The sequence below is a fragment of the Massilia sp. YIM B02763 genome, from assembly GCF_030412015.1.
Classification (GTDB): Bacteria; Pseudomonadota; Gammaproteobacteria; order Burkholderiales; family Burkholderiaceae_D; genus Telluria.
This window is the reverse complement of the sequence record NZ_JASNRD010000028.1, coordinates 16948-40200: the sequence shown is the minus strand read 5'-3', so window position 1 is coordinate 40200 and position 23253 is coordinate 16948. Positions and strand designations below refer to the sequence as shown.

Sequence of the window (23253 nt, the reverse complement as noted above, 5' to 3'; positions counted from 1 at the left end):
GTTCAGCTGCAGTCCGACGTCGTGACGGCGATGGCGGGTGCAATGCCCGGTGCCGGCGCCTGCGCGTACGTGACGTTGCACCGGTCCACGGCATGCACGCCGGCCGGCGCGACGACGACCTTGCCGCCGGCGAACGCGACCTGCCAGTCGGATTGCCCGTCTTCCGTCATGAAGCCGGCCGCGGCGGCCAGGCCCGCGTCGGCCGCGGGATAGCCGTTGCGCAGGGTGACGGTCGCCGACTCCAGCCGCAGGGCAGTGCCGTCGCCGCGCGCTTGCGGATCGACCAGGTGGCTGGCGTGGACGGTTCGCGCCACGGTCCCGAGCGAGGCCCGTGCCGACTGGAGGACGGCGGCGCGGGCATCGGATTCCAGGTGGGCGTAGGCCGGCAGGGCGGTGGCCGCGAGTACGCCGACGACCGTGACGACGGCGAGCAGTTCCACGAGCGTGAAACCCGACTGGGCGGCCCGCGCGCGTCGGGCAGAGATGGCGTTCATCGATGTCCTCGTCCTGATGGAAGCGTTGACCCGATTGTAGTGTTATCAATAATGCAATGGCGCGCGATTGGGCGCGCCGGCTTGCATGAGCAAAAGTGCGTGGTTATGCTTGGGGCATCCCGCTGCCGAGGGGCTCGGCGGCGACATCGACACATGCCTCAAGGAAAACCATGAAAGACGTGAAAGTAGATGTGCGTGTCAACGTGGGCGTCGACGCCGCGAGCGTCGTCCTGCTGCTCGCCTCGGCGGCGACGGCCCTGTTCCTGTACAAGCAGCACAAGGAAGACAAGTTGAAGCTCGCCGGGTCCTGAGCAGGACCCGGCCGGGCTCATTCGCGCCCGAAGTCCGGATTCCGTCGCGTCATGTAGTACCACTCCTGGTTCGGCCCCGCGTTCGTGTCCGGGAACAGGATGCGGCCCGAGAACTCGGCCAGCACCGGCGTGCCGTCCGCGCGGGTGCCGATCCGTTCGCCTTCCTCGACCGGATCGAAGCTGGCCCACGCGCGGCTGAACGTGTCGCCCGCGTCCAGCCTGTCGTGCACGACGACCATCTGCAGCGCTTCCATTTCCTCGAACGGTACCGGCTGCGGCGCCGGCGCCTCGACGATCTTCAGGTGAGCCAGCGTGTTCATGATGGCGCGGTAGGCCACTTCCGGCGCCTGCGGGTCGAGGTGCTGGCCGCATTCCAGCGTCAGCGCATAGCCGCCCGTGCTGCGCATGTATTCGGTGGTGCCCACGCCGTAGCGCATCACCGTCTCGAGTTCGGCCGCATTGCCGCGCGCGCGGCGCTGCACGCCGCCGCCGTAGGCCGCCATCCAGCCCGTGACGAAGCGCCGCACGCCCAGCACGCGGGCCAGCGCGCGCTCCTCGCGCATGTGCTTGAACGGTTCGATGGGGCCGTCGTTGTCGAGCGGGCCGACCATGACGAAGGGCTCGCCGTGCGCCGCATTGAACGAGTGCAGGTCGAGCAGCACGTCGTGTTGCGCCAGCAGCGGGCACAGCCAGTTGGCGACGTGGTCCTCGAAATCCTGCGGCGCGGCCTTCGGGAACAGGTCGCGGTTCAGGTTGCGGTCGCCCGAGCGCGTGTTCTTCTCGTACGCGAGCGGGTTCACGACGGGCACGAAGGTCACGCTGCCGGCGGCGACGTGCAGGCGTCCGCTGTCGATCTCTTCCATGACGCGGCGGATCGCGATCGTCCCGCATTTCTCGTTGCCATGGGTCGCGCCCATGACGATGACCTTCGGGCCCGGCTGCATGCCGGTGTAGTTGACGGACTTGAACTGGTACTGGCTGGCGGCGCTCATGCGGCGGCTTCTCCGTGGGTTGAATCCGGGAATTCTAGCGGAACTTTGGGGGCTGGACGCCGACCGCGCGCATTCGCGCATCGCCGCGTCCCTGACGGGGACCGTCAGGGTCGGCCGCTCGCCCGTGCGTTTGGCACCTTGGCCTCAGCCGCGGTACCAGGGCTGTGCGGTGCCGTCCGCAACATACCGAACGATGGGCGCTGCCGGCGCGTTGACATGCTGCATGAACAGCAGCACGTCGAAGACACGTCCGTATTCGCCTGCAAGCTGGGGATAGTGGCTGATGGCGATCGCCGCATCCAGCAGCGTCCCATTGCGCGCGGCGCACTCGGCCACGAGGAAAGGCAACATGCACAGCTTGCGCGCATTGGCGCATTCCCGGTCCGGGAGCGGAAGGCTTGTTGCGCCGACACCGCTCAGCCCAGCTGTTGCCATGCCACCGCGGACCCGGCCGTCCAGCGCCGGCATCAAGCCGGTGATCAACAGCAGGACCTTCATCGGATAGGTGACATTGGTCGCGCCGTAGAACAGGCCGGCGGCGAGCTTGCGCAGCGCTGCGAGCAGGCACTGGTCGAAATGCGCCGCCGTAGCGAACGGTGAGCCTGCTGCGAGACGACGCCTCCCGCACCCCGGTTCGGGTTGCATGGCCAGGAATGTCCGGCTGGCGGCCAACCGCCGCAACATGTCGTGCAGCACTGGATCGGCCAGCGCCTCGGCAGCTGCGTGCATCGGGCGGCAGCGCGGTGCGCGACGTCGTTCGGCACCCCAGCAACGCAAGACGGGCTGGAGCAAGGGCACCAGGACGGAGGCGTACCGTGGCGATTCCAGATAGGCGCGGGCATGCGGCCGCATGTCGAGATAGTCGCGGTGGTAGCGTTCGTCGAAAGCGTCGATCGCTGCGGCGAGGGGGATGGGATCCGGGGTTAGTTGAAGACGCATGGGAGCTCCGTGAACGGGTTGACGACGTTCTGAATGAGAACGAACCAACCAGTTATTCACGGCCATGCCTCAGCGATTGCTGCGGGAGCGCGCTTGCCAAGCGCCATGGGGCGATGATTCACCGCTGCCAGATCGGGTTGAACGGGTGTGATCGGCAGCGATATCGGTGGAAGCGGCTATTAACCCGCTGCCAGCACTAGCTTGCTTCTGGTGGGAAGATTATAGCGCGAACTTCAGCTGCGCGCCTCGATGACGTCGAACGCCGCCGGCATGTCGAGCAGGTAGGCCTGCAGGTGCGCCACGCGCATCGACGGGTCGTAGCCCTGCGTCGAGGCGATGGCCGCGCGCAGGCCCGGCAGCGCTTCCGGCGTGTGGGGACTGTCGTAGGCGTCGATCAGCATGGCGACCAGCTCCGTCGGCGCGCTGGCGCCGCGGCGCAGGCGGGCGTGGATGACGCCCAGCAGCGTGCGCTGCATGCGCGGGGTGGGGTGCGCGATCCAGGCGAATACGCTGGGCGTGTTGGCGATGGCGTCGCAGATCGCCGTTTCCATCTGGTCGGACTTGAGGTCCGAGGCGATGTCGAAGTAGGCCTGGTCCCAGCGCGTGCGCGGGTACTGGTGGCCGGGCGGGAAGCGGTCGACGCTTTCCAGGCCGAGCGCGCGGCTGGCGCGCGAGAGCAGGTTCGAGAGGACGTGCAGCAGCGGCATCGTGGACAAATAGGCTACGTTGAAATGAATGCCGCGTAGTGTAGCCGAAGAAAACCATGAGCGCGGGGGGCGGTCGCAAGGACCGCCCGCCCGCGCGGAAAACGGTGGCGAAGCCGGTGCTCAGGCCGCGGCGAAGCGGCCGGCGCGGAAGTCTTCCACGGCCTGGAAGACCTCGGCCTGCGTGTTCATCACGAACGGGCCGTACTGGGCGATCGGCTCGTTCAGCGGACGCCCGGCGATGAGCAGCAGGCGCGTCGCCGTCGCGGCCTTGATGCGCACGCCGTCGGCACCCTGCGCATTGTCGAGGATGGCCATGCGCGCCTGCGGCACGCCCTTGCCCTCGACGACGGCTTCGCCGCGGAACACGTACAGGAAGGCGTTGTGGCCCGCCGGCAGCGGCTGCTCGAAGGTCGCGCCTTCCGGCAGGTCGATGTCGAGATACAGCGGCTCGGTGCCGTCGCGCTGCACGGCCCCGGCCACGCCGTGGCTGCTGCCGGCGATCACCTGCACGGTCGCGCCGGAGGGCAGGGCGAAGCGCGGCACTTCCTCGTTCGGGATGTCGCGGTACCACGGCGCGCTCATCTTGTCCTTGGCCGGCAGGTTCAGCCACAGCTGGAAGCCTTCCATCAGGCCTTCTTCCTGTTCCGGCATCTCGGAGTGGATCACGCCGCGGCCGGCCGTCATCCATTGCACGCCGCCGTTGGTGACGAGGCCTTCGTTGCCGGCGCTGTCGCGGTGGCGCATGCGCCCGGTGAGCATATAGGTGACGGTCTCGAAGCCGCGGTGCGGGTGTTCGGGGAAGCCGGCGATGTAGTCGCCGGCCTTGTCGCTGCCGAAGGCGTCCAGCATCAGGAACGGGTCGAGGCGGCGCTGCAGCGGCTGCGTCAGCACGCGGTTGATCTTGACGCCCGCGCCATCCATCACGAACTGGCCGCCGAGCACGCGCTCGACGCCGCGCGTCCTGGTCACGGTCTGGGTTGCCACTTGCTGGGTCATGATGTCGGTCTCCTTCGGAAAACGCCGCCCGGATGAGTGCGGGCGGCGGTACTGCATGTTTGCTTAGATGGCTGCGACGGCGGCGTCGGCGGTGGCCTGGCCCTTGGCCGCGGCTTCCGGACCCATCGCCAGGCCTTCCGAGTAGATGAAGGTGCTGTCGGTCATGCCCAGGAAGTTCAGCAGCATGCGGATGTGCGGCACTTGCGGGTCGGCGTCGGCCGGGTACACGCCGCCGCGGGCGATCGTGACGTAGACTTTCTTGCCTTTCAGCAGGCCTTCCGGACCCGCCTCGGTGTAGCGGAAGGTGGTGCCTGCGCGGCAGATGGCGTCGAACCACGACTTCAGCTGGCTCGGCATGCCGAAGTTGTACATCGGCGCGCCGATGACGACGACGTCGGCGGCCTGGATCTCGGCGATCAGCGCGTCATCCTGCGCCACGCGCGCCGCCTGCACGGCGTTGCGGTTCTCGGCCGGGGTGAACAGCGCGCCCAGGGCGGCGCCGTCCAGCTGCGGCAGCGGATTGGCGCCCAGGTCGCGCACGGTCACCTGCGCGCCGGCATTGGCGGCGCTCAGCTTGGCGACGATCTGCTTGGCGACACGGGTCGATTCCGAATCGGTGGCGCGCTGGCTCGAGTTGATCTGCAGGATGTTCATTGTGCTTCCTTCGTCGTTGGGTGTGGTTGGACTTGCGATGGAGACACTTTAACGGTTCCAAATAACGAACGGAAGACGGTAGAATGGATAACATTATTCAACCGATGGAACAATCATGGACGTCGAACCGAACGACCTGCTGCTGTTCGCCCGTATCGTGGAAGCGGGCAGTTTCAGCATGGCGGCGCAGCGCCTGGACCTGCCCAAGTCGACCGTGTCGCGCCGCATCGCGCTGCTCGAGGCCAGCGTGGGCGAGCGCCTGCTGCAGCGGACCACGCGCCGGCTGGTGCTGACCGAATTCGGCGCCAGCCTGCTGGAACACGCGCGCAAGGTGGCCGAGGAGGTCGAGGCGGCGGGCGCGCTGGCGCAGCACCGCCAGGCGGAGCCGAGCGGCAAGCTGCGCGTGTCGGTGCCGAACGACTTCGCCAACATCGGCATGACGGAGCTCATTCCGCGCTTCTGCGAGCGCTATCCCGCCGTGTCGCTGGAACTGGACTTGTCGCCGCGGCGCGTCGACCTGGTGGCGGAAAACTTCGACGTGGCGATCCGCATGGGCGACCTGCCCGAGGATTCGACGCTGGCCGCCCGGCGCATCGCCGTCGAGCGTTTCGGCCTGTACGCGGCGCCGCGCTACATCGCCCAGCACGGGCTGCCGGAACAGCCGGACGACCTGCTGGCCCACGACCTGCTGTGCATCCTGAGCCGCAGCGGCGGTCCCATGCCCTGGACACTCACGCGCGGCAAGGTGAAGTGGGAGCGCGCGCTGCCCGCGCGCCTGACGGCCAATTCCCCCGAGCTGCTGGCGCGCATGGCGCGCGGCGGCGCGGGCATCGCGGCCAGTTCCGACCTGTTCGTCGCGGACTACGTCAAGAAAGGGGAACTGGTGCGGGTATTGCCGGAGTGGGAACTGCCGACGGCGACCGGCTGGGCCGTGTTCCCCGGGCGGCGGCTGATGCCGGCCAAGACCCGGGTATTCCTCGATATGCTCGAAGAGATGTTCTGCAAGGACCGCGACAAGGACGCGTGAATCACCGGTAGCGGGAACGACGTCGCGCCTGCGCAGGCAGGGGCCCAAGGTTGCATGCGTAGGCGCAGCGCGTCGAAAATTGGGTCCCTGCCTGCGCAGGGACGACGTGCTCGAGCCGCGTTACGCCGGCCGGTTGCCCATCAACTCGCCCAGCCGCACCGAGCGCTCCGGCGCCCAGTCGCCATTGAAGGCGATGGTGTCCTGCCGGAACAGCATGACGATGGTCGACCCGAGCAGGAAGCGGCCCATTTCCTCGCCCTTCTTGAGCACGATGTCCTGGTCCGCATACGTCCATTCGGACACCTTGTTCGTCCGCTTCGGATTGACGACGCCGTGCCACACGGTGGCCATGCTGCCCACGATGGTCGCGCCGACCAGCACCAGCACGAAGGGGCCGTGCTCCGGCGACTCGAACACGCACACGACGCGCTCGTTGCGGGCGAACAGGTTCGGCACGCCGCGCGCCGTCGTCGGGTTCACGGAGAACAGGGCGCCCGGCACGTAGATCATGCGCGTCAGTTTGCCGTCGCAGGGCATGTGCAGGCGGTGGTAATCCTTGGGCGACAGGTACAGGTTGGCGAAGCTGCCGTGCCGGAACTGCGCCGCCAGCGTGGCGTCGCCGCCCACCAGTTCCGTCGTCGTGAAGCGGTGGCCCTTGGCCTGCAGGATGTGGTGGTCGTCGATGGCGCCGAACTGGCTGATGGCGCCGTCCACCGGGCACACGAAATCGGCCTGCGCGAGCGGGCGCACGCCGGCTTTCAGCGGGCGCGTGAAGAATTCGTTGAAGCTCTTGTAGCTGGCGATGTCCGGGTTCTCGGCCTCGTTCATGTCGACCCCGTATTTACCCACGAACCAGCGGATCAGGCGGGTCGTCATCGTGCCGCCCTGGGCGCCCGCGACGCGGCCGGCAAAGGAGGTCAGGCGCTGCTTGGGCAGCAGGTATTGGGGCAGGACTTTCAGGCGATCGGACACGGTAAACCTCGGATGGAAGACGGCCCATTATAGCCGCACGGCCGGCAGGGGGAATGGTTTTGCCGGCAAGCTCCCATGGCTGGACATGCATATTAAATTTATTTTCGTAAGAGCAACAAAAAGATTGCAAGATCGAGCACAATATCGCCGCCCCCACTTCGACGATGTCGCCCGATTCCGCCATGCCTACCGCCGTGCCCCCGCTTCGCCCGACGCTGCTCGCCGCCGCGCTGTCCCTCGCGTTTTCCGTCCATGCCCAGCAGGCCGCGCCCGACAAGGACCATGCGGCCGACGCCGCGCCCATGACCCGCGCCGAGGCGGACAAGACGCAGAAGGCGCAGAAGATGCAGACCGTGGAAGTGAAGGGCGCCGCCGAATCCTACGATCCGCGCCGCGACGACACGGCCAGCAAGATCGTCGTCAACCACGACGAGATCACCAAGTACGGCGACACCAGCGTGTTCGACGTATTGAAGCGCGTGCCCGGCGTGACGGTCAGCGGCAGCGGCGGCCGCGGCAGCGAGATCCGCATGCGCGGCCTGGGCGCCGGCTACACGCAGATCCTGCTCAACGGCGAACGCGCGCCGGCCGGCTTTTCGCTGGATTCGCTGGCGCCGGACTCGATCGAGCGCATCGAGGTCCTGCGCGCGGCCAGCGCCGAGTATTCGACCCAGTCCATCGCCGGCACCATCAACATCATCCTCAAGAAGACGATCAAGACCGCGCAGCGCGAGGTGAAGACGCACTATGGCTACGCATCGAACGCGCAGAATCGCGGTGTCAACGCGCTGTTGTCGGACAAGGCCGGCCAGCTGTCCTACTCCGTGAACCTGAACCTGTTCCGCGGCCACTTCACGAATACGAGCACGTCGACGGAGGAATTCTTCGACGCCGCCGGCAACCGTACCGGCCTGCGCCTCGGCGAGGACGGCGGCCCCGGCACGTTCACGGCCATCAACCTGGGGCCGCGCCTGAACTGGACGTTCAAGAACGGCGACACGCTGACCTCGCAGACCTTCGTCAACATCCTGCATTTCAGCCAGCACGGCGACGAAACGTTCGACACCGTGTATGGCCAGCCGCCCGCGTATCCCGTCAGCGGGCAATCGGTCGCCAACGACAACCGCTTCTTCCGCGAGGAGCTGAACTGGGTCCACAAGTTCGCCTCGGGCGGCAAGCTGGATGCCAAGGCGAGCGCCTTCTTCGCGAACACCGCGAGCGACAGCTGGCGCTACGGCGACGGCAACCCGGCCGTCGGCGACCTGCACGACCGGATCCTGACCGACGGCGTCGAGCGCGGCGCTTCCAGCCAGGGCAAGTACACGAGCGCGCGCTGGGAAGGCCATGCGCTGGCCTTCGGCTGGGACGGCGGCTACTCGACCCGCGGCGACGCGCGCCGCGAAAGCGACTACCTGCGTCCCGATACGGTCGTCCCGGACGGCATCGAGGACTACGATTCCTCGCTGGCGCGCCTGGCCGTGTACGCCCAGGACGAATGGAACGTCACGCCGCGCTGGTCGGTCTACCTGGGCGCGCGCTGGGAAGGCATCCGCATCCGCACGGCCGGGGAATCTTTCGGCGTGGGCCATTCGCGCTCCTCGGTACTGAGCCCCTTGATGCAGACGCTGTACAAGCTGCCCGATACCAAGGGCGACCAGGTGCGCTTCGCCATCACCCGCACCTACAGGGCGCCCGGATTGCAAAGCTTGATCCCGAGCCGCAACATCTCCGTCAACAACAGCCAGACCGAGCCTGATTCGATCGGCAACCCGAACCTGAAGCCCGAGCTGGCGCTGGGCTTCGACGCGGCCTACGAGCACTACTGGGCGGAAGGCGCGCTGCTGTCGGTGAGCGGCTCCACGCGCCGCATCGAGGACTACACGCGCAACCTGACCGTGTTCGACGGCGCGCGCTGGGTGTCGACGCCGTCCAACGCCGGCGATGCCCGCACCTACGGCCTGGAACTGGAAGCGAAGTTCCCGCTGAAGGCCGTCATGGACACGAAGGAGGCGCTGGACCTGCGCGCCAGCGTGTCGCGCAACTGGTCGACCGTGGATTCCGTCCCCGGGCCGGACAACCGCCTCAACGCCCAGACCCCGCTGTCCGCGACGCTGGGCGCCGACTACAAGAAGGGCCCGTTCACGGTGGGCGGCACCTACGTCTTCAAGAACGGCGGTCCCGTGCGCGTGTCGTTCAACCAGTACAGCTACCAGTCGGTGCGGCGCGACCTCGATCTGTACGCGCTGTGGAAGTTCGATCCGAAACTGCAGCTGCGCGTGGCCGGCAGCAACCTGCTGGCCCAGGACTGGATCAACGAGGGCAGCTACGTGACCCCTGGCGTGGGTTCGCAGACGTTGCGCACGCTGCAGCCGGGCCACCGCAGCGTGCGGGCGACGCTGGAGATGCGCTTCTAGCCGAGCCGCATCGCCACCGCCCCGCAGGCGATCAGGCAGGCAGCCGCCACGCGCGTACGGCCGACCGGTTCGCGCAGCACGCAGGCGGCGATGGCGGTGGCGAACAGGATCGACGTCTCGCGCAGCGCGGCGACGGCCGCCACCGGTGCGCGCGTCATCGCCCATAGCGCGATGCCGTACGAGGCCAGCGATGCCAGCCCGCCCAGCGGCGCCATCAGCGGCTGGGCGCGCGCATGGGCCAGCAGCGCGGGCAGCCGCCGGCGCGCGGCGATCAGCCACGCGGCCACGCCCGTGAACAGGAAGATCCACAAGGTGTAGGCGGCCGGCGCGCCGGACCTGCGCACGCCCGCGCCATCCACGAGGGTATAGGCGGCGATGACGCAGGCCGTCGCCAGGGCCAGGCCCGTCGCCCGCCCGCGGCCGCGCGCGCCCAGCCACATCGCCAGCACCCCGCCGCAGATGAGGCCCGTCGCCAGCCATTGCGTGCCGGCCAGGTGTTCTCCCGTCAGCGGACCGTTGGCGAGGGCTACCAGCAGCGGCGCGCTGCCGCGCATCAGCGGATAGGCGTGGCTGACGTCGCCCGCGCGGTAGGTGGCGGCCAGCAGCAGGTAGTACGCGGTCTGGAGGACGCTCGAGGCGGCGATGAACGGCCAGCTGGCCGGCGCCGGCGCGTCCAGGAAAGGCAGCAGGATGGCCGCGCAGCCGGCGGCGCCCGCGACCACGAGCAGCGTGGCGACGAGCGGGTCGCCGGTGACGGCGCCGCTGCTCGTGTTCGCAACGCGGCGCTTCAGGAGCGCGTTCCACCCCGCGTGCAGCAGCGCGGCCCCGAGTACGGCGCCCAGCACGAACGGCGGTATCGCGCCCGCGCTCACGCCCTGGCGCGGAAGTGGTGGCGTGCCGCGAGCAGTGCCGCGGCCTGCATCGCCGCGCACAGGAAGAAGGTGCCGCCCACGCGCCAGTCCTGCGGCGGCAGGTGGCTGGCGGCGCCGAGGATGGTGCTGCCCAGCAGCGGCATCAGGACCAGGCCCAGGCTGGCGATCGATTGCAGGGAGCCCATCAGCTCGCCCTGGGCACGGGCCTCCGTCGTCTTGGACAGGATGCTCTGCAGCGCCGGGCCGGCCGCGAACGCGAGCACGTTACACAGGATGAACACGTACATCATCCAGCCGCGCGTGGCGAGGCCGTACAGCAGGTAGGTAATGGCGCCCGAGCCCAGGCCCAGCAAGGTGAGGCGCACCTCGCCGAAGCGCCGGATCAGCAGCGACAGCAGGCCGGCCTGCACGGCGATCGAGCACACGCCCACGCAGAACAGCGACAGGCCGTTCTCGCGCGGGCCCCAGGCGAAGCGGAAGGTCGTGTACAGCACCCACGTCGACTGCAGCATCATCTGGGCGAACTGCAGCAGCGTGTAGCACGCGAGCAGGGCGCGGATGTCGGTGCGGCGCGCCAGGCGCAGCAGCGCGGCGAAGGGATTGATGCGATGCCAGGCGAACGCCGAGCGGCGTTCCGGCGGCAGCGATTCCGGCACCGCCAGCCAGCCGTAGACGAAGTTCGCGGCCGACAGCGCGGCGGCGATGTAGAAAGGCAGGTGCAGGTCCTGGTTGCCGAGCAGGCCGCCCAGCACGGGGCCGCAGACGAAGCCCAGGCCGAAGGCGGCGCCGATCTTGCCGAAGCTTTTCGCGCGGTTTTCCGGCGTCGAAACGTCGGACGCGTACGCGGAGGCCACCGACATGCTGGCCGACGAGGCGCCGCCGATCACGCGGCCGATGAACAGCCACGCGAGGCTCGGCGCCCAGGCCGTGCTGAGGAAGTTGATGCACATGCCGGCCATCGAGTACAGCAGCACGGCGCGGCGCCCGATGCGGTCGCTCAGCGCGCCGACCATCGGCATGCACAGGAATTGCATCAGCCCGAACACGGCGCCCATGACGCCATACCACAAGGCCTGCTGCTCGCGGCCGTGCACGTATTCGCCCACCAGGGCCGGCAGCACGGGCACGATGAGGCCGATGCCGAGCATGTCGACGAATACGCAGATCAGGACGAAGTTCAGGTTGCCGGACGGCGGTTTGGCCAGGGTCGCGCTGCTGGTCATGGGAAGGCTTCTCGCGGGAGACGGATTCCCATGGTAGCACTGATTGCTACAAAGACATGAAGGACGCGAGGCGCCTAGGTCCCGCTCCATTCCGCGGCGAACGTGGCCCGGAACGTTTCCAGCAGCGCCAGCCGCGCCTCGGCCAGGGCGCGCCCCGCGTCCGTCTGCATCATGCCCGGCAACAGCGCCAGCTTCACGGGGATGTGGTCGAGCGCATAGCGCTTGTCGTCGAGCGGACGGTCCCGCGCGAGCGGATCGCTGCCGTGCGCCAGGCTGCTGCCCATCCGCCCGGCGATATAGAACATGCGCGCCAGGCCCACGGCGCCCAGGCCGTCGAGGCGGTCGGCATCCTGCACGATCTTCGCTTCCAGCGTCTCGGCCGGAATCCCCGCCGAAAAGCTGTGCGCCGCGATCGCGTGGGCGACGGCATCGAGCCGGTCGGGCTGGAACCCCTGCTCGGCCAGCAGGCGCCGCGCCAGGTCGGCCGACAGCGTGGACGCCTGGGCGCGGCGCGGGTCGTTCTTTTCCAGGTTGACGAGATCGTGCAGGTAGCAGGCGGCCAGCACGACGAGGCGGTCGGCGTGCGGGTAGTGTTCCATGATCGCCTCGGCATTGCGCCGCACGCGTTCCAGGTGGCTGGCGTCATGGGCGCCGTCGTCGCCGGCAGCGCTCCTGGCGATGGCGGCCAGGCGCGGCTGCCAGGTGTCGAGTTCAGTCTGCATCGGATTGGGTGGTGAGGGTGCGTTCCAGCGCGCGTTGCGACAGCGCGTCGGCATCGAGGTTCCTGTGGCGCGGCACCCAGCGCAGCGTCGCCTGCGGCAGGCGCGCGAGCAGGGCTTGCGCCCTGATGCGCCAGGCGGCCAGCACGGGAGCGGCCATGGCGTCGGGGGCCGCCACGTCGTCGATCACGACGCGGCTGTCGCCGTAGATGGTGAGGTCGGCAGCGCCATGCTCCAGCGCCGCTTCCAGCACGGCGACCAGCGCCGCATATTCCGCTTCGCTGCTGTTGCCATGGCCGACGTCGCGCGCGATCTCGACGGAGAATCCGTCCGGCCCCGTCAGCAGCGCGCCGATGCCGCAGCGGCCCGGGTTCGGGCGCGCGGAGCCGTCGAACCAGGCGCGCCAGGCCGTCGGCCGGCCCGCATGCCGGGCATCGCGCCTGGCCTTGGCGGCGGCGCGGAGCAGCGCCCGTGCGGACGCGCGTTCGGCGTCGCGCGCGCGCACCAGGGCGCGCTCGGCCAGCAGGGCGGGGAGGCCCGCCTTGCCGGCGCTCGTCTCCAGCGTGCGCTTGAGCGCTTCCGCTTCGCTAAGGCCCAGCGTGCGCGCCAGGCGGCGGCTGGCCGTGCGCTCGCTTTTATAGGCGGCTTGGGCGAGATCCTGTTCGTCGACGACATCGTTCATGCCGGAAGGATACCCGATTTCAGCGCCAGCCCGCCAGAATGCGAAAAAGCGCCCGGAGGCGCTTTCGAGGGGACCGGCCTGCGAATCAACGGCGCCACGCATTGTCGGGCCGGTGGTCGTAGCGGTTCGGTACGCCGTCGCCATCGCGATCGCGGTCGTAGCGGTTCGGGATGCCGTCGCGGTCCTCGTCGTGGCGGCCGCCCGGACGGCCGTAGCGGTCGTAGCGGTCGCGGTAGACCGGACGGTCGTAGCCGTAGCGCGGGCCGTCGTAGCGGCGTTCGAAGCGGTCCGGCACGCCGTCGCGGTCGCGATCCCGGCCGTAGGGCGTCCAGGCCGCGGGGCGCATCGCCCAGCCGCCGTTCGACCGGTACCAGACCGGCGCGCTGTAGGCATAGCCCGGGCGTTCGACGACCCACACGCCGCGCGACCACACGTGGCGACGGCCGTTCCACTCCCAGTGGCCTGGCGCCCAGACGTAGCCGCGGCGCGGCGCCGGCACGACTTCATACAGCGGCGCGGGCGGCGCGGTCGATACGAACAGGCTGACGTCGGCGTGGGCCAACGCGGGGAGCGGGGCGGCGACGGCGCCGACGGCGATCAGGGCGGCAAGTGCGAAGGGTTTCATGTCTGTCTCCAAAAACCGGGATTCCGATGGCTTCACTATAGCGTGGTCCGCCGTGAAAAAAGCCTGTTGAAGCAACTACTTACATCTGATACGAGTTTGTTCGGCCCGCCTTTTCGGCGTCCCCCGGCTAGGCAGGGGAAACACCCATGGGGAGAGGACGGATGATCGGAGCGGTAGTCGAGGCCCTGGCGGCCAACCGTACGCGCTGGCGGCGCGCGCGCAACCTGCGTGCGGGGACGCGCGGGAGCCGCCCGGTCCAACTCGGCGCGCATCGTGGCTGGCGCATGGCGTGGCCGTCGCCGCTGGGCTGGTTGACGGCCGCCTGCGCGTTGCTGGCCATCGCCGGCGCCGTCGTCATCGCCCTTCATGCGCGCTGGCTCGCGGGCGCGGCGGGCGCCGCGGCCGAAGTCGATGCGCGCCTGGCCGCCTTCCAGCCGGTACTGCCGGGCGTCGCCTTCACGGTACCGGAGGGCGCTGGCATCCAGGTGCGGACGCATGGCGGCACGACGCTGCTGATCCTGTCCGGCATGCAAGCCGAGCCGGCGCAGCGCATCGATTTGTGCACGCAGATGCTCGATCCCTCGCGTCCCGGGCGGCTGCTGGCCCTGCGCGCCGGCTGGCGCTTCGACGACGTGGCGGCGCTGGCGGCCCGCAACGCCGTGGCGGCCAATCCTGTCGCGCTGCGCAACATCGTGCTGGCCAGCGATCCGATGCCGCGCGTCCTTGTCTCCGGCTGGGCTGCGCCCGACTTCCGCCAGCCTGGCGCGCGCGGCCTGGACCTGCGCTGGGAGGGGCAAGCGGCGCGGTGGCTGGGCGGCGGCACCCCCCTGGCCGCGGCGCCGAACGGCGAGGCCGCGCTGGGCACGGGCGGCTGGCTGCTGTGGGGCGACCGTGCGCTGCGCATCGCGCGCCACGCCAGCCGCACCTGCCCGACCGCCGGGGAGATCGTCTTCCAGCTGTATCGCCCGGCGCCGTCCGACACTGCTTCGGCACGCGCGCTGGTGACGGCCTTGCCCGCCGCCGGCGCGCCCCTCGAGACCTGGCTGGCGCCAGGCGACTGGCGCGTGCCGGGCGCCGCCCCGGCCGCGCGCGAAGACCAGCAGCTGTTCGAGCGCCTCAGCGCGCGCGGCCTCGTGCGGCTCGATGCCGGCGGCCTGGCCGAACTGGCGCCGCCGGACCTTGCAGCCTGGCGCGCGCAGGATCCGAAGGCGTGGGAAGGCGTCGCCGTCGACGACGAGGCGAAGCGCCTGCTGGAACAGCTGTACCGCCGCGCCGACGGCGCCTACGTGCGCGAACAGGTGCGCATCTTCAACGGCGAGCGCCGCCTGCTGGCGTGGCGGACGAGCGCCGGCCGCCCGCTCGCCGCCCGTGCCGAAGCATCGGGCGACGCCCAGCGGCGCGACGCCATGCCGGTGACGGTGGCCGACGACATGCCGGCGGCCGCGGCCCGGCTGTTCGCGCGCCTGCCGCAGGGCTGGGCGCCGTGGCGGCGCGTCGCGTCCTGGCCGGCGGCCAGCAGCGCGGCCCGGCTGCGCCTGCAGCCGGACGGTGCGCAAGCGGTGCGCCTGATGCTGGCCGGTCGCCTGCTGGGCGTGCAGGGCGCGCAGCTGCGCGGCGCGCCGGCGCCCGCCTGCGACGGGCGCGCCTGCCGCCGTCCGGACGAGGTGCAGGTGCTCGACCTGGTGCCGGAAGCCGGCGGGCGCGAGATCGTGCTGGACGTCGCGCCGCTCGGCATGGACGCGCTGGCGACGCCGGGCGACGCCCGCTACCGCCACCTGGCCGTCAAGAATGGGCGCCTGGCATGGCAAGCGCTGCCCATCGGCGCCGGCACGGCCCGGCCCGCGACGGCGGACGTGGCGCTGGCCGACCGCAACGGCCAGCCCCTGTGGCGCGACGGCGTGCCAACGGATGCGGCGCGCGACGCGGGCCTGGCCACGCTGCTGGGCGTGCACGCGGGCCAGGAAGGCGGCGTGGCCGGCATGCTGGGACGCCTGCGCGGCGCGCGCCACGAGGCCCGTCTGACGCTCGACCTGGACCTGCAGCGTGCCGCCCACGACGCGCTGGACTGCATCGGCCTGCGCGGCGGCCGCTGGGACGGCAAGGCCTGCGGCGGCGCCGGCGCGGTGCCGGCCGGGCGCCAGGCCGGTGTCGTCGTGCTGGACACGGAAACGGGCGACATCCTGGCCGCGGCGGGCGCCGGCAACGGCCGCGTCGATGCCGCCAACTGGCGCGAGGCGCGCGACTTCGACCGCATCGACCCCGCCGCGAGTCCGCTGCGCCTGCCGGCCTGGCAGCACGACGGCGGCGCCGAACGCAGTCCCGGCTCGACGTTCAAGATCGTCAGCGCGCTGGGCCTGGAGCTGGCTGCCAAGCGCGACCGCGAACTGGATGCGCTGCTGGACGGCCTGCCGCTGCCAGCCATCAACGGCCTGGCCGCGCGCCGCGGCTACGCCTTCCGTACGGACGCTCCCGTCTATCCGCTGGACCAGGGCGCGAAGATCACGAACTTCCGCGACCAGGGGCTCGACCGGCGCGCCCAGGACGGCCGCCTCGGGCTGGCCCAGGCGCTGACCTACAGCCTGAATACCTGGTTCGCCTGGAGCGGGGAGCTGTCCGACCGCAGCCTGCTCGGCAAGCCGGACGGCGGCGTGCCGGACCTGCAGCCGCTGGAGCCGGGCAGCCTGGATGAGGTCCGTCCAATCGTCGCCATGGCGCGCCGGCTGGGCTTCGGCGCGGCGCTGCGCCTGGACGGCGGCCTGCTGCCGCCGGACTACCGCTGGTCGGCCTGGGACGCGTTGCAGGCCAGCGCGGCCGGCATCGACCCCGTGCATACGCGCCACGAGTTGCGCCAGATGGCGATCGGCCTGCGCATGCAGGCGACGCCGCTGCAGATGGCGCTCGTCGCCGGCGCCGTCGGCGGGGGCCGCGCCGTGGTGCCCCGGCTGCTGGCGGAGCTCGACGGCCAGGCGGCGGCGCCCCGCAAGGGAGCGGCGCTGGGCGTGCGCCTGGACCGCATCCGCGCCGGCATGAAGGGTGTCGTCGACGCCGGCACGGCGTCCGGCGCCTTCCGCGGCGCCGACCTGGAAGGCGTGCGCCGCGGCCTGTCCGGCAAGACGGGCACGGCCCCCATCGGCGACGGCGACCTGGCCACCGTCTGGTTCACGGGCTGGCTCGAACCCCATAGCCTGCCGGACCAGCCGCACCGGCTGGCCGTCGCCGTCTTCGTCAGCCGTTCCGAGGGCACGGGCGGCGGGCATGCGGCGCCGGTGGCGGCGTCGATGCTGCGCTGGATGGCGCAGCGCGCGCATAAGGGAGAATTGACGGGTAAATAAGCGTCAGCTGCGCGCCTCGACGATGTGTTTGTGTGGCATGATTTAGTGAAAGGATTCACGCAAGTCAGTCAGGCCGGCGCCACCGCCGGCACATCGAAGAGGGAAGTATGCGTTTGCCGGGCACCCGGTACCAGGAACCTGGTTGGGAAGAAGTGCGCAAGCTGCTGGGGCAGTGTTCGCTGGCCGCCTTGCGCGGCTGCGATCCCGCGCGCCTGCGCGACCCGGAAGCTCGCGCCGCCCTGCTGGACGATTACGTGGACGCGGCAAGCGTGCAGTTGCACGCATTGCGCGCGGGCGGCCGTGCCCAGGCCGCCGGCAACGGTTACGGCGACACCGTGCTGGAGCTGGCGACGGACCTGTTGTTCGAATTGCAGGCCAGGCAGGGCGACTGGGAGGCGTTCTGCGCCGCCGTGGCGGGAGAAACCGAACGCGACCCGGCGTTCTGGGGCGCGGCCGGCGAGGGACTGCTACGCAAGAAGGTGAACGACATGTATGCGCAGCTGCGCGACAAGGTCGATGCCGACAACTACCAGGCCGCCTGCGGCCGCGCGTGCAGCCCGAACCGCATGTATGCCTACCGGATGCTGGACACCGCGTACGGCGAACTGGCGCGCCTGTTCGCCGCCTGGGAGCAGCACCGCGCCCAGGTCGGCGCCATCCTGGGCCGCGACATCCCGGCCGGCATCGCCCCGATCGAGGTGCGCCAGTTGCGCTCCATCGCCGACTGCCGTCCCGAGTGGATCCTGCGCTGGAGCGAGACATTGCAGGACTTCGGCGGCGCGCCCGGCCCCCTGCATACCCGCTCCAAGCGCTTCGCGAGCCTGAAGACGAGTCCCGACAAGATCGGCGCGATGTTGCGCGAGATCGGCGAGTACGAGGCCTTGTCGGCGAATCGCGACCAGGATTGGCTGCAGGACCTGGACGATGCGTCCGTCTGGGTGGAAGATTACTGGCGCGTCATCCAGGAGTCGCAGGAGGCCGCGATCCCCGGCCCGGACCGCATCCTGGAAGCCGCGCAGGACGCGCTCGACGTGGCGGAACCCGCGCTGGACGAGAGCCCGGCGCCTGCCGTCGTCGACCCGGCCTGGCCGGCGCTGGCGCTGTCCGTTTCACTGCCCCCCGGCTTCATGGAAGCGGCGGGCCAGCCGGCCGGCGCGCTGGGCCCGGCCGAGCGCCTGCTGGCGCAGGACGGCGTGCCGGTACGGCTGGCCGTGTATGCGAAACTGCTGGGGCCGGGCGACGAGTCCTATCCGGACGGCTGGCGCGATCCGGCCACCGGCGAATTGCCGACCATGCAGCAGCTGGCGGCGCTGGCCCGGGTATCGCTGCCGACGCTGCGCAAGCGGCGCGACGCCGCCATCGCGCGGCTGGAGGCGGCCCTGGGGCGGTCGACGGCAAGGCCGATGGCAAGCGAGGTACATGAGGAGGCGGATGCGAATGGATAGCAAGGGAATGTCGACGACGCGCAGGCTGGAGGAGAGCCTGCTGCTGGGACGCCGCGTCGAGGGCGACCGGCTGGTGCTGGACGACGCGACGCTGGCCGCCGCGCTGGACGGCAGCCGTCCCTTGACGCAAGGCGAACGCGCGGCGCTGCAGGCGTCGCCCCTGACGGCGCGCCGGTTGCGCCACCTGGCGCTGGAACGGCGCGCGCGGCAGGCCCCGGCACGCTGGCGGGGCAGCCGCGGCATGCTGCGCGCCGCCAGCACGCGCGCGGGCACGGGCGACAAGCTGCTGCTGCACACGGACGACGGCTGGTGGACGCTGCACCTGGTGGCCGCTGGCGGCGACGGCTGGCGCGCGATCCTGCAGCTGGCCCCGCAGGCGCCGTTCGCCGGTGCGCTGCTGGCCGACCGCGCGCCGCTGCGGGTGCTGGACGGCGCTGGCCGGACGGTGCTGGAAGGCTGCCTGGATGCCGACGGCGAGTGCGAGGCCGCCTGGCCGTTCGCCGGCACGCCGTCCGCCCACCTGCAGGAACACGGGGCGGCGTTTTCCGTCGCTCCCGCTTGAGACCATGAGGACAGCATGATCGGATTCTTCAAACGCGCCGCGCCGCCCGCCGAGGCCTGCGAACTGGGCCGCTCGGCGGTTGCGTTGCCCATGCGTGCCGGCTGCGCCGCGCCGCCGGGATGTCCGGTCGTGATCATCGACACGGACGGGCGCACGCGCCGCGCCACGACGGCCGCCGGCAAGCCCGTGCCCCTGCGCGACGGCGAACTGGCCTGGACCTATCATCCGGGGCCGTACACGGTCGACCTGGTGCCGCTTCCCCAGGCGCCGGAACTGGGCCTGCGCACCAGCTTCGCCGTGGATGCCACGGAAGCGCTGGCGCAGCAGCGCTTCGATCTCTACCTGTCGGCCGAGGCGGCCGGACGGCTGGACCTGGCGGAGCTGGGCCGCGCCGTCGAGGCCGCGCTGCAGCGCGAGCTGGCGCAGGGCGGCCTCGACCTGCCGCCGTGCACGACGATCGAAGAGTGGAACGCGTTCCGCCAGGGCCTGAACCAGCTGCTGTACATGCGCTTCGGCCTGACCGTCGACGATTGCGTGCCCGTGGACCTGGGCGAGTCGCGCGACCATGCGGCGCTGCTGGCCGCGCGTGCGGCCGGGCAGCCCGCGACCCGGGCGGTGGACGGCGCGCCGTCCGCGCCGTCCGCGCTGTCCTTCCCCGCGCTCCCCCACGAGGCCGGCGAGCGCTTCGAGCCGGCCGTGGCCGACGCGCGCGCGCTGCGCCGCCTGTTCCTGGAACTGCCGTGCCTCATGTGCGGCCTGCGCGGGGCGGCGCTGCCGTCCGGCCAGGACCTGTTCCGGCGCCAGCAGGCGCTGCTGCAGCGCCTGGACCTGCTCAGCGTCGGCGCGAACGCGATGCCGGCGCTGGCGCTGGCGGCGCCGGGCCAGCCGCTCGACGCGGGCGGCCAGCTGCGCCGCGCGCGCCACAGCCGGCGCGCCACGGTGGCGCTGGACGAGGCCTGGGCGCTGCTCGCACGCATGCACCAGGGCGGGCAGGCAGCGCCGATGGGCGACGCCGCGCTGGGCGAGCTGTACGACGAGGCCGAGCGCATCGTCGCGAACCTGGAGGCCGACTGCGCCGGCCGGCGCGCGGTAGCCGCCCACGTGCAGGCTAGTCCGGCAGGGGAGGCCGCATGAGCGCCGCACCCAGCCAGGCGATCTGCCGCAGCCGGCTGGCCGACGGCACGCTGCTGACCGTGACGGCCACGCGCCGCAGCCGCGACGGCCGCGCCGACGTCAAGTGCACCGCCCCCGGCGACGCCCGCCTGGCCGAGCGCATGGCCGAAGTGGTGCGCCTGGCGCGCCACACGGAAGCGCGCATCGACAGCCGCGACCAGGTCGTGCTGGGCATCGACCGGCTGCCCGCGGCTGGTGGACAAAACGTGGAGCGCGACTGGGAACTGGCGCTGGTGCTGGCCGACCGCATGGTGCGCGGCCTGTGGCAGCCGCGCGGCGAGATCGTCGCCAACGGCTGGTCGGACAGCTGGCAACTGGGCCGCGTCGACGGTCACGGCATCGATGGGGCGCCGGCCGGCACGCTGCTGGGCGGGCCCGACGGCCTGTCCCACCTGGGCCAGTTGCTGGGCCATCCGGACCCGGCGGCGGCCGTGTCGAGCGCGCGCGCCTGGTTCCCCCTGCACAGCGGCGGCGTGGCCGACAGCCTGTGCTGGGTCGAGGTCAGCGTCCATCCGCTGGCGCGCGACGGGCAAGCGGCAGAGGACGAGGAGCAATCCATCGCCGTGCCGGGCCAGGACGCGGCGCTTCAGCTGGCCGTGCGCCAGGCGCTGGCGGCGGCGCGCCATTTCGATGGACGCGGCCTGGGCCGCTGGCGCACCACCGTACGCTTCGGCGCCGGGCGCTTCCAGGGCCGTTCCTACGAACTGGCGCTGGTGCTGGCCGACCGCATCGCGCGCGGGCGCGAGTTCGTCCCGCGCGGGCGCCTGCTGGCGACGGGATGCTCGGACGCCTGGCATGCGGGCCGCGTCGAGACGGTCGAGGGCCTGGCACCGAAGTGCGCGCTGCTGCTGCGCGAGGCGGCGCCGGGCGACCGCATCCTGCTGCCGCGCGCCTGGCAGGACGGCCTGCCGCAGGGCTTCGCCGCCGGCATCGCCGCGGCCGGCGCCAGCCTGGCCTGCGTGGAACGGATCGGCATCATATAGACAGGCGACAGGCGGGGTATGCGCGGGCGTGCGCACGGCGGTGCGTACGCCGGATTTCGCGGCCGGCTGCTAGAATCCGCCGGTTGCACAGGGCAAGAAGGAGACGGTGATGGTGAAGATGTTCGGATTCGGCGGCGCAAGCTGCCCGCGCTGCGACCGCAGGCACCACGCGGCGGACGGCTATTGCGCCGGCTGCGGCCTCACCCTGGGCGCGCCGCGCAATCCCCCCGTGCTGGTGGACAACCGCTGGATGCCGGGCCCGGACGAACTGGCCGTGTTCTTTGGCGTGCGCGAGCTGTCGGGCGTGTTCGTCAAGACGCTGCGCGTGCCCGCCACCGCCAGGGCCTTCATCCTGCAGGGCGAACAGGCCACCGAGGTGCCGCAGGGCGAATACGAGATCGAGGGATTCTTCACGCGCCTGAACCACCTGCTGCGCGACCAGCACGCCGAGATCCTCGTCACGCGCAGCAGCGCGCTGCCGGTGGACTTCGACTTCGACGACCTGCCCAGCGCCGAGCACCTGATGGTGAGCGCGCGCCTCGTGCTGCAGCTGCGCATCGAGAACGTCCCCGCGTTCGCGCGCCATTTCATGACCATGCCGGGCACCATCGGCGCGGCCCAGCTGCGCGAGCTGCTGGCGGCGCCGCTGCGCCAGCTGGCCGCGGAGTTCGTCGCGGCGCGCTCGCTGCGCGACATGGCCGGCCGCGCCGAGCTGCGCCCGGAACTGGACCAGCACCTGCAGGGCGGGCTGGCGCTGCTGCTGGCCGATCACGGCCTGGCCGTCGTGCGCGTGGAGACGCTGGCGCTGCGCCACGACCGCTTCGACGCCAACCGCCAGCGCATCGCCAGCCTGTGGCTCGCCGCGGACGAGGCGCGCGTGCGCATCGAGCATGCGGCCCAGCTGGACACGCTGTATACCGAGGGAGAGTGGCGCAAGATCCGGCGCGAGGAGCAGGACTACCGCCTGCGCCACAAGCGCACCGAGCTGCGCCAGGAGCACGGCCTGGAGCGTGCCGAGCTGTCGCTGCAAAATGCGGAACGGGCCCAGGCGATCCGCGCCCGCGAGATCGAGCTGTACGGCCGCATCGTCGAATCGCGCACGCGCAAGCAGGCGATCGAGCGCGGCGCCCAGGACCTGGTCGCGGAGCTGGAGCACGAGCTGGCGCAGAAACGCGGGGCGCGCATGGACCAGGACGCGGAATGGACGCACCTGCGCGAACTGGCCGCATTGCGCATGCGCGAGGAGGTCGCGCTGACCCAGGCCGACGCGGCGCAGGCGCGCACGGTGGCGGCGCAGCGCTTCACGCACCAGCTGCTGCAGCAGCAGATCCGCAACAAGATCGAGCAGGCCAGGCAGATCGAGGATGCCGCGCGCCAGCGCGCCGAGCTGGCGCGCCTGCACGAGGCCGAGCAGGACGCGGCCCGGCGCGCGCGCGCGATCGACGCCGAGGAGCATGCGGGGCGCCTGAAGCAGCTGGAGCTGGCCAACGCCGCCCGCCGGCGCGAGGCCGAGCGCGGCATCGAATGGGACGATGCCCAGCTGCGCCGGCGCATCGAGGCGCTCGACACCGAGTCGCGCCACGACAAGCTGCTGCGCACGATCGAGGCCGATGCGCTGCTGGCGCGGCGCGAGCAGGAAGTGCTGCTGGATGCGGAACGCACGCGCACGGGGCTGCGCCTGGAAGAGCAGGATGCGCAGCGCCGCCACGAGCTGCAGCGCATGGAGACGCTCGGCGCGCTCGACGACGCCGCCAAGCTGGCGTTCGCGCCGGAACCGAATGCCGCGCTGCTGGCCGAGCTGCTCAAGACGCGCGTGCATGCCGGCATGGACGCCGACCAGCTGGCCGCGCTCGCGGGTATGACGCCGCAGGAAGCGATGGCGCTGGCCCGCGTCGAGGTCGAGGAAGAGCGCCAGCGGCGCGAGCGCGAGGTGGACAAGGATCGCCGCCACCAGCTCGACCTGCTCGACCGCCAGAACGACGTCAACAAGGCGGCGCTGTCCACCCAGGCCAGCCTCGGCGCCGGCCTGCTGGCGGCGGCGCCTGGCGCGGCGCGCTGCGGCCATGCGGCCGCGCGCCCCGATGACCGTTTCTGCGCCGACTGCGGCGCGGCGTTGCCGGCCAGGGGATGA

At 71.2% G+C, this 23253-nt stretch carries 21 protein-coding genes; 9 read left to right on the top strand and 12 right to left on the bottom strand.

All coding sequences use genetic code 11. The features are described from left to right. Nucleotides 1-2: 2 nt before the first annotated feature. Complete coding sequence (locus QPK32_RS23955) at nt 3-494, bottom strand: type II secretion system protein (protein ID WP_290415291.1); 492 nt, start codon at nt 492-494, stop codon at nt 3-5. Nucleotides 495-664: 170 nt separating this feature from the next. Between QPK32_RS23955 and QPK32_RS23950 the strand changes: the two genes are divergently transcribed. Beyond that, nucleotides 665-805, top strand: coding sequence for a hypothetical protein (locus QPK32_RS23950; protein WP_290415290.1), 141 nt, complete (start codon nt 665-667; stop codon nt 803-805). Nucleotides 806-822: 17 nt separating this feature from the next. Here the strand turns inward: QPK32_RS23950 and QPK32_RS23945 are convergent, their stop codons facing one another. The 5 genes from QPK32_RS23945 to QPK32_RS23925 all read right to left on the bottom strand — a co-directional run bounded on the left by QPK32_RS23945 (nt 823) and on the right by QPK32_RS23925 (nt 5093). Continuing rightward, nucleotides 823-1797 (bottom strand): succinylglutamate desuccinylase/aspartoacylase family protein, encoded by a 975-nt coding sequence (locus tag QPK32_RS23945; RefSeq protein WP_290415289.1) that lies wholly within the window; start codon nt 1795-1797, stop codon nt 823-825. 144 nt (nt 1798-1941) lie between these two features. Then, nucleotides 1942-2736, bottom strand: coding sequence for a hypothetical protein (locus QPK32_RS23940; RefSeq protein WP_290415288.1), 795 nt, complete (start codon nt 2734-2736; stop codon nt 1942-1944). Between the two features lie 233 nt (nt 2737-2969). Further along, nucleotides 2970-3443, bottom strand: a complete 474-nt coding sequence (locus QPK32_RS23935; RefSeq protein WP_290415302.1) for a hypothetical protein — start codon at nt 3441-3443, stop codon at nt 2970-2972. 120 nt (nt 3444-3563) lie between these two features. Next, nucleotides 3564-4439: a pirin family protein gene (locus QPK32_RS23930; protein ID WP_290415287.1), complete on the bottom strand. Its 876-nt coding sequence runs from the start codon at nt 4437-4439 to the stop codon at nt 3564-3566. A gap of 63 nt (nt 4440-4502) precedes the next feature. Further along, nucleotides 4503-5093 (bottom strand): FMN-dependent NADH-azoreductase, encoded by a 591-nt coding sequence (locus tag QPK32_RS23925; RefSeq protein WP_290415286.1) that lies wholly within the window; start codon nt 5091-5093, stop codon nt 4503-4505. 115 nt (nt 5094-5208) lie between these two features. On the opposite strand from QPK32_RS23925, the gene QPK32_RS23920 reads away from it, so the two are divergent. Next, complete coding sequence (locus tag QPK32_RS23920; RefSeq protein WP_290415285.1) at nt 5209-6120, top strand: LysR family transcriptional regulator; 912 nt, start codon at nt 5209-5211, stop codon at nt 6118-6120. Between the two features lie 120 nt (nt 6121-6240). Here the strand turns inward: QPK32_RS23920 and asd are convergent, their stop codons facing one another. Next, nucleotides 6241-7092 carry an archaetidylserine decarboxylase gene (gene asd, locus QPK32_RS23915; protein ID WP_290415284.1) on the bottom strand — a complete coding sequence of 284 codons (852 nt, stop codon included), beginning with the start codon at nt 7090-7092 and terminating at the stop codon, nt 6241-6243. 182 nt (nt 7093-7274) lie between these two features. Here asd and QPK32_RS23910 point away from each other — a divergent pair, with 182 nt between their 5' ends. Continuing rightward, nucleotides 7275-9506: a TonB-dependent siderophore receptor gene (locus QPK32_RS23910; RefSeq protein WP_290415283.1), complete on the top strand. Its 2232-nt coding sequence runs from the start codon at nt 7275-7277 to the stop codon at nt 9504-9506. Here QPK32_RS23910 and QPK32_RS23905 read toward each other — a convergent pair. From QPK32_RS23905 to QPK32_RS23885, 5 genes are all read right to left on the bottom strand, one after another. Further along, nucleotides 9503-10378, bottom strand: coding sequence for an EamA family transporter (locus tag QPK32_RS23905; protein ID WP_290415282.1), 876 nt, complete (start codon nt 10376-10378; stop codon nt 9503-9505). The two genes, QPK32_RS23910 and QPK32_RS23905, sit on opposite strands and share 4 nt — an antisense overlap. Further along, nucleotides 10375-11601 carry a TCR/Tet family MFS transporter gene (locus tag QPK32_RS23900; RefSeq protein ID WP_290415281.1) on the bottom strand — a complete coding sequence of 409 codons (1227 nt, stop codon included), beginning with the start codon at nt 11599-11601 and terminating at the stop codon, nt 10375-10377. Before QPK32_RS23900 ends, QPK32_RS23905 begins: the two co-directional genes overlap by 4 nt. Before the next feature lie 74 nt (nt 11602-11675). After that, nucleotides 11676-12323: an HD domain-containing protein gene (locus QPK32_RS23895; protein ID WP_290415280.1), complete on the bottom strand. Its 648-nt coding sequence runs from the start codon at nt 12321-12323 to the stop codon at nt 11676-11678. After that, nucleotides 12313-13002 (bottom strand): ribonuclease HI family protein, encoded by a 690-nt coding sequence (locus QPK32_RS23890; RefSeq protein ID WP_290415279.1) that lies wholly within the window; start codon nt 13000-13002, stop codon nt 12313-12315. Before QPK32_RS23890 ends, QPK32_RS23895 begins: the two co-directional genes overlap by 11 nt. Before the next feature lie 85 nt (nt 13003-13087). Continuing rightward, the gene (locus QPK32_RS23885) at nt 13088-13627 is read right to left on the bottom strand and encodes a YXWGXW repeat-containing protein (RefSeq protein ID WP_290415278.1); all 540 of its coding nucleotides are present in this window, start codon (nt 13625-13627) and stop codon (nt 13088-13090) included. Nucleotides 13628-13788: 161 nt separating this feature from the next. Between QPK32_RS23885 and QPK32_RS23880 the strand changes: the two genes are divergently transcribed. From QPK32_RS23880 to QPK32_RS23855, 6 genes are all read left to right on the top strand, one after another. Then, on the top strand, nt 13789-16959 hold the full coding sequence (locus tag QPK32_RS23880) for a penicillin-binding transpeptidase domain-containing protein (protein WP_290415277.1): 3171 nt from the start codon (nt 13789-13791) through the stop codon (nt 16957-16959). A gap of 107 nt (nt 16960-17066) precedes the next feature. Then, complete coding sequence (locus tag QPK32_RS23875) at nt 17067-18404, top strand: hypothetical protein (protein ID WP_290415276.1); 1338 nt, start codon at nt 17067-17069, stop codon at nt 18402-18404. Then, nucleotides 18397-18966 carry a hypothetical protein gene (locus QPK32_RS23870; protein WP_290415275.1) on the top strand — a complete coding sequence of 190 codons (570 nt, stop codon included), beginning with the start codon at nt 18397-18399 and terminating at the stop codon, nt 18964-18966. The genes QPK32_RS23875 and QPK32_RS23870 overlap by 8 nt, the downstream gene beginning before the upstream one ends. Nucleotides 18967-18981: 15 nt before the next feature. After that, a complete protein-coding gene (locus tag QPK32_RS23865; RefSeq protein WP_290415274.1) occupies nt 18982-20100 on the top strand; it encodes a hypothetical protein in 1119 nt (372 codons plus the stop codon). After that, on the top strand, nt 20097-21122 hold the full coding sequence (locus QPK32_RS23860) for a hypothetical protein (RefSeq protein WP_290415273.1): 1026 nt from the start codon (nt 20097-20099) through the stop codon (nt 21120-21122). The genes QPK32_RS23865 and QPK32_RS23860 overlap by 4 nt, the downstream gene beginning before the upstream one ends. Nucleotides 21123-21231: 109 nt before the next feature. After that, complete coding sequence (locus QPK32_RS23855; protein ID WP_290415272.1) at nt 21232-23253, top strand: hypothetical protein; 2022 nt, start codon at nt 21232-21234, stop codon at nt 23251-23253.

Bases quoted from the DNA above. Each gene is read 5' to 3' on its own strand.
- QPK32_RS23875 (WP_290415276.1), top strand. From the start codon at position 17,067: ATGCGTTTGCCGGGCACCCGGTACCAGGAACCTGGTTGGGAAGAAGTG.
- QPK32_RS23910 (WP_290415283.1), top strand. From the start codon at position 7,275: ATGCCTACCGCCGTGCCCCCGCTTCGCCCGACGCTGCTCGCCGCCGCG.
- QPK32_RS23920 (WP_290415285.1), top strand. From the start codon at position 5,209: ATGGACGTCGAACCGAACGACCTGCTGCTGTTCGCCCGTATCGTGGAA.
- QPK32_RS23900 (WP_290415281.1), bottom strand. From the start codon at position 11,601: ATGACCAGCAGCGCGACCCTGGCCAAACCGCCGTCCGGCAACCTGAAC.
- QPK32_RS23855 (WP_290415272.1), top strand. From the start codon at position 21,232: ATGGTGAAGATGTTCGGATTCGGCGGCGCAAGCTGCCCGCGCTGCGAC.
- QPK32_RS23950 (WP_290415290.1), top strand. From the start codon at position 665: ATGAAAGACGTGAAAGTAGATGTGCGTGTCAACGTGGGCGTCGACGCC.
- QPK32_RS23945 (WP_290415289.1), bottom strand. From the start codon at position 1,797: ATGAGCGCCGCCAGCCAGTACCAGTTCAAGTCCGTCAACTACACCGGC.
- QPK32_RS23955 (WP_290415291.1), bottom strand. From the start codon at position 494: ATGAACGCCATCTCTGCCCGACGCGCGCGGGCCGCCCAGTCGGGTTTC.
- QPK32_RS23895 (WP_290415280.1), bottom strand. From the start codon at position 12,323: ATGCAGACTGAACTCGACACCTGGCAGCCGCGCCTGGCCGCCATCGCC.
- QPK32_RS23880 (WP_290415277.1), top strand. From the start codon at position 13,789: ATGATCGGAGCGGTAGTCGAGGCCCTGGCGGCCAACCGTACGCGCTGG.
- QPK32_RS23870 (WP_290415275.1), top strand. From the start codon at position 18,397: ATGGATAGCAAGGGAATGTCGACGACGCGCAGGCTGGAGGAGAGCCTG.
- QPK32_RS23940 (WP_290415288.1), bottom strand. From the start codon at position 2,736: ATGCGTCTTCAACTAACCCCGGATCCCATCCCCCTCGCCGCAGCGATC.
- QPK32_RS23930 (WP_290415287.1), bottom strand. From the start codon at position 4,439: ATGACCCAGCAAGTGGCAACCCAGACCGTGACCAGGACGCGCGGCGTC.
- QPK32_RS23860 (WP_290415273.1), top strand. From the start codon at position 20,097: ATGAGCGCCGCACCCAGCCAGGCGATCTGCCGCAGCCGGCTGGCCGAC.
- QPK32_RS23925 (WP_290415286.1), bottom strand. From the start codon at position 5,093: ATGAACATCCTGCAGATCAACTCGAGCCAGCGCGCCACCGATTCGGAA.
- QPK32_RS23885 (WP_290415278.1), bottom strand. From the start codon at position 13,627: ATGAAACCCTTCGCACTTGCCGCCCTGATCGCCGTCGGCGCCGTCGCC.
- QPK32_RS23865 (WP_290415274.1), top strand. From the start codon at position 18,982: ATGATCGGATTCTTCAAACGCGCCGCGCCGCCCGCCGAGGCCTGCGAA.
- QPK32_RS23935 (WP_290415302.1), bottom strand. From the start codon at position 3,443: ATGCCGCTGCTGCACGTCCTCTCGAACCTGCTCTCGCGCGCCAGCCGC.
- QPK32_RS23890 (WP_290415279.1), bottom strand. From the start codon at position 13,002: ATGAACGATGTCGTCGACGAACAGGATCTCGCCCAAGCCGCCTATAAA.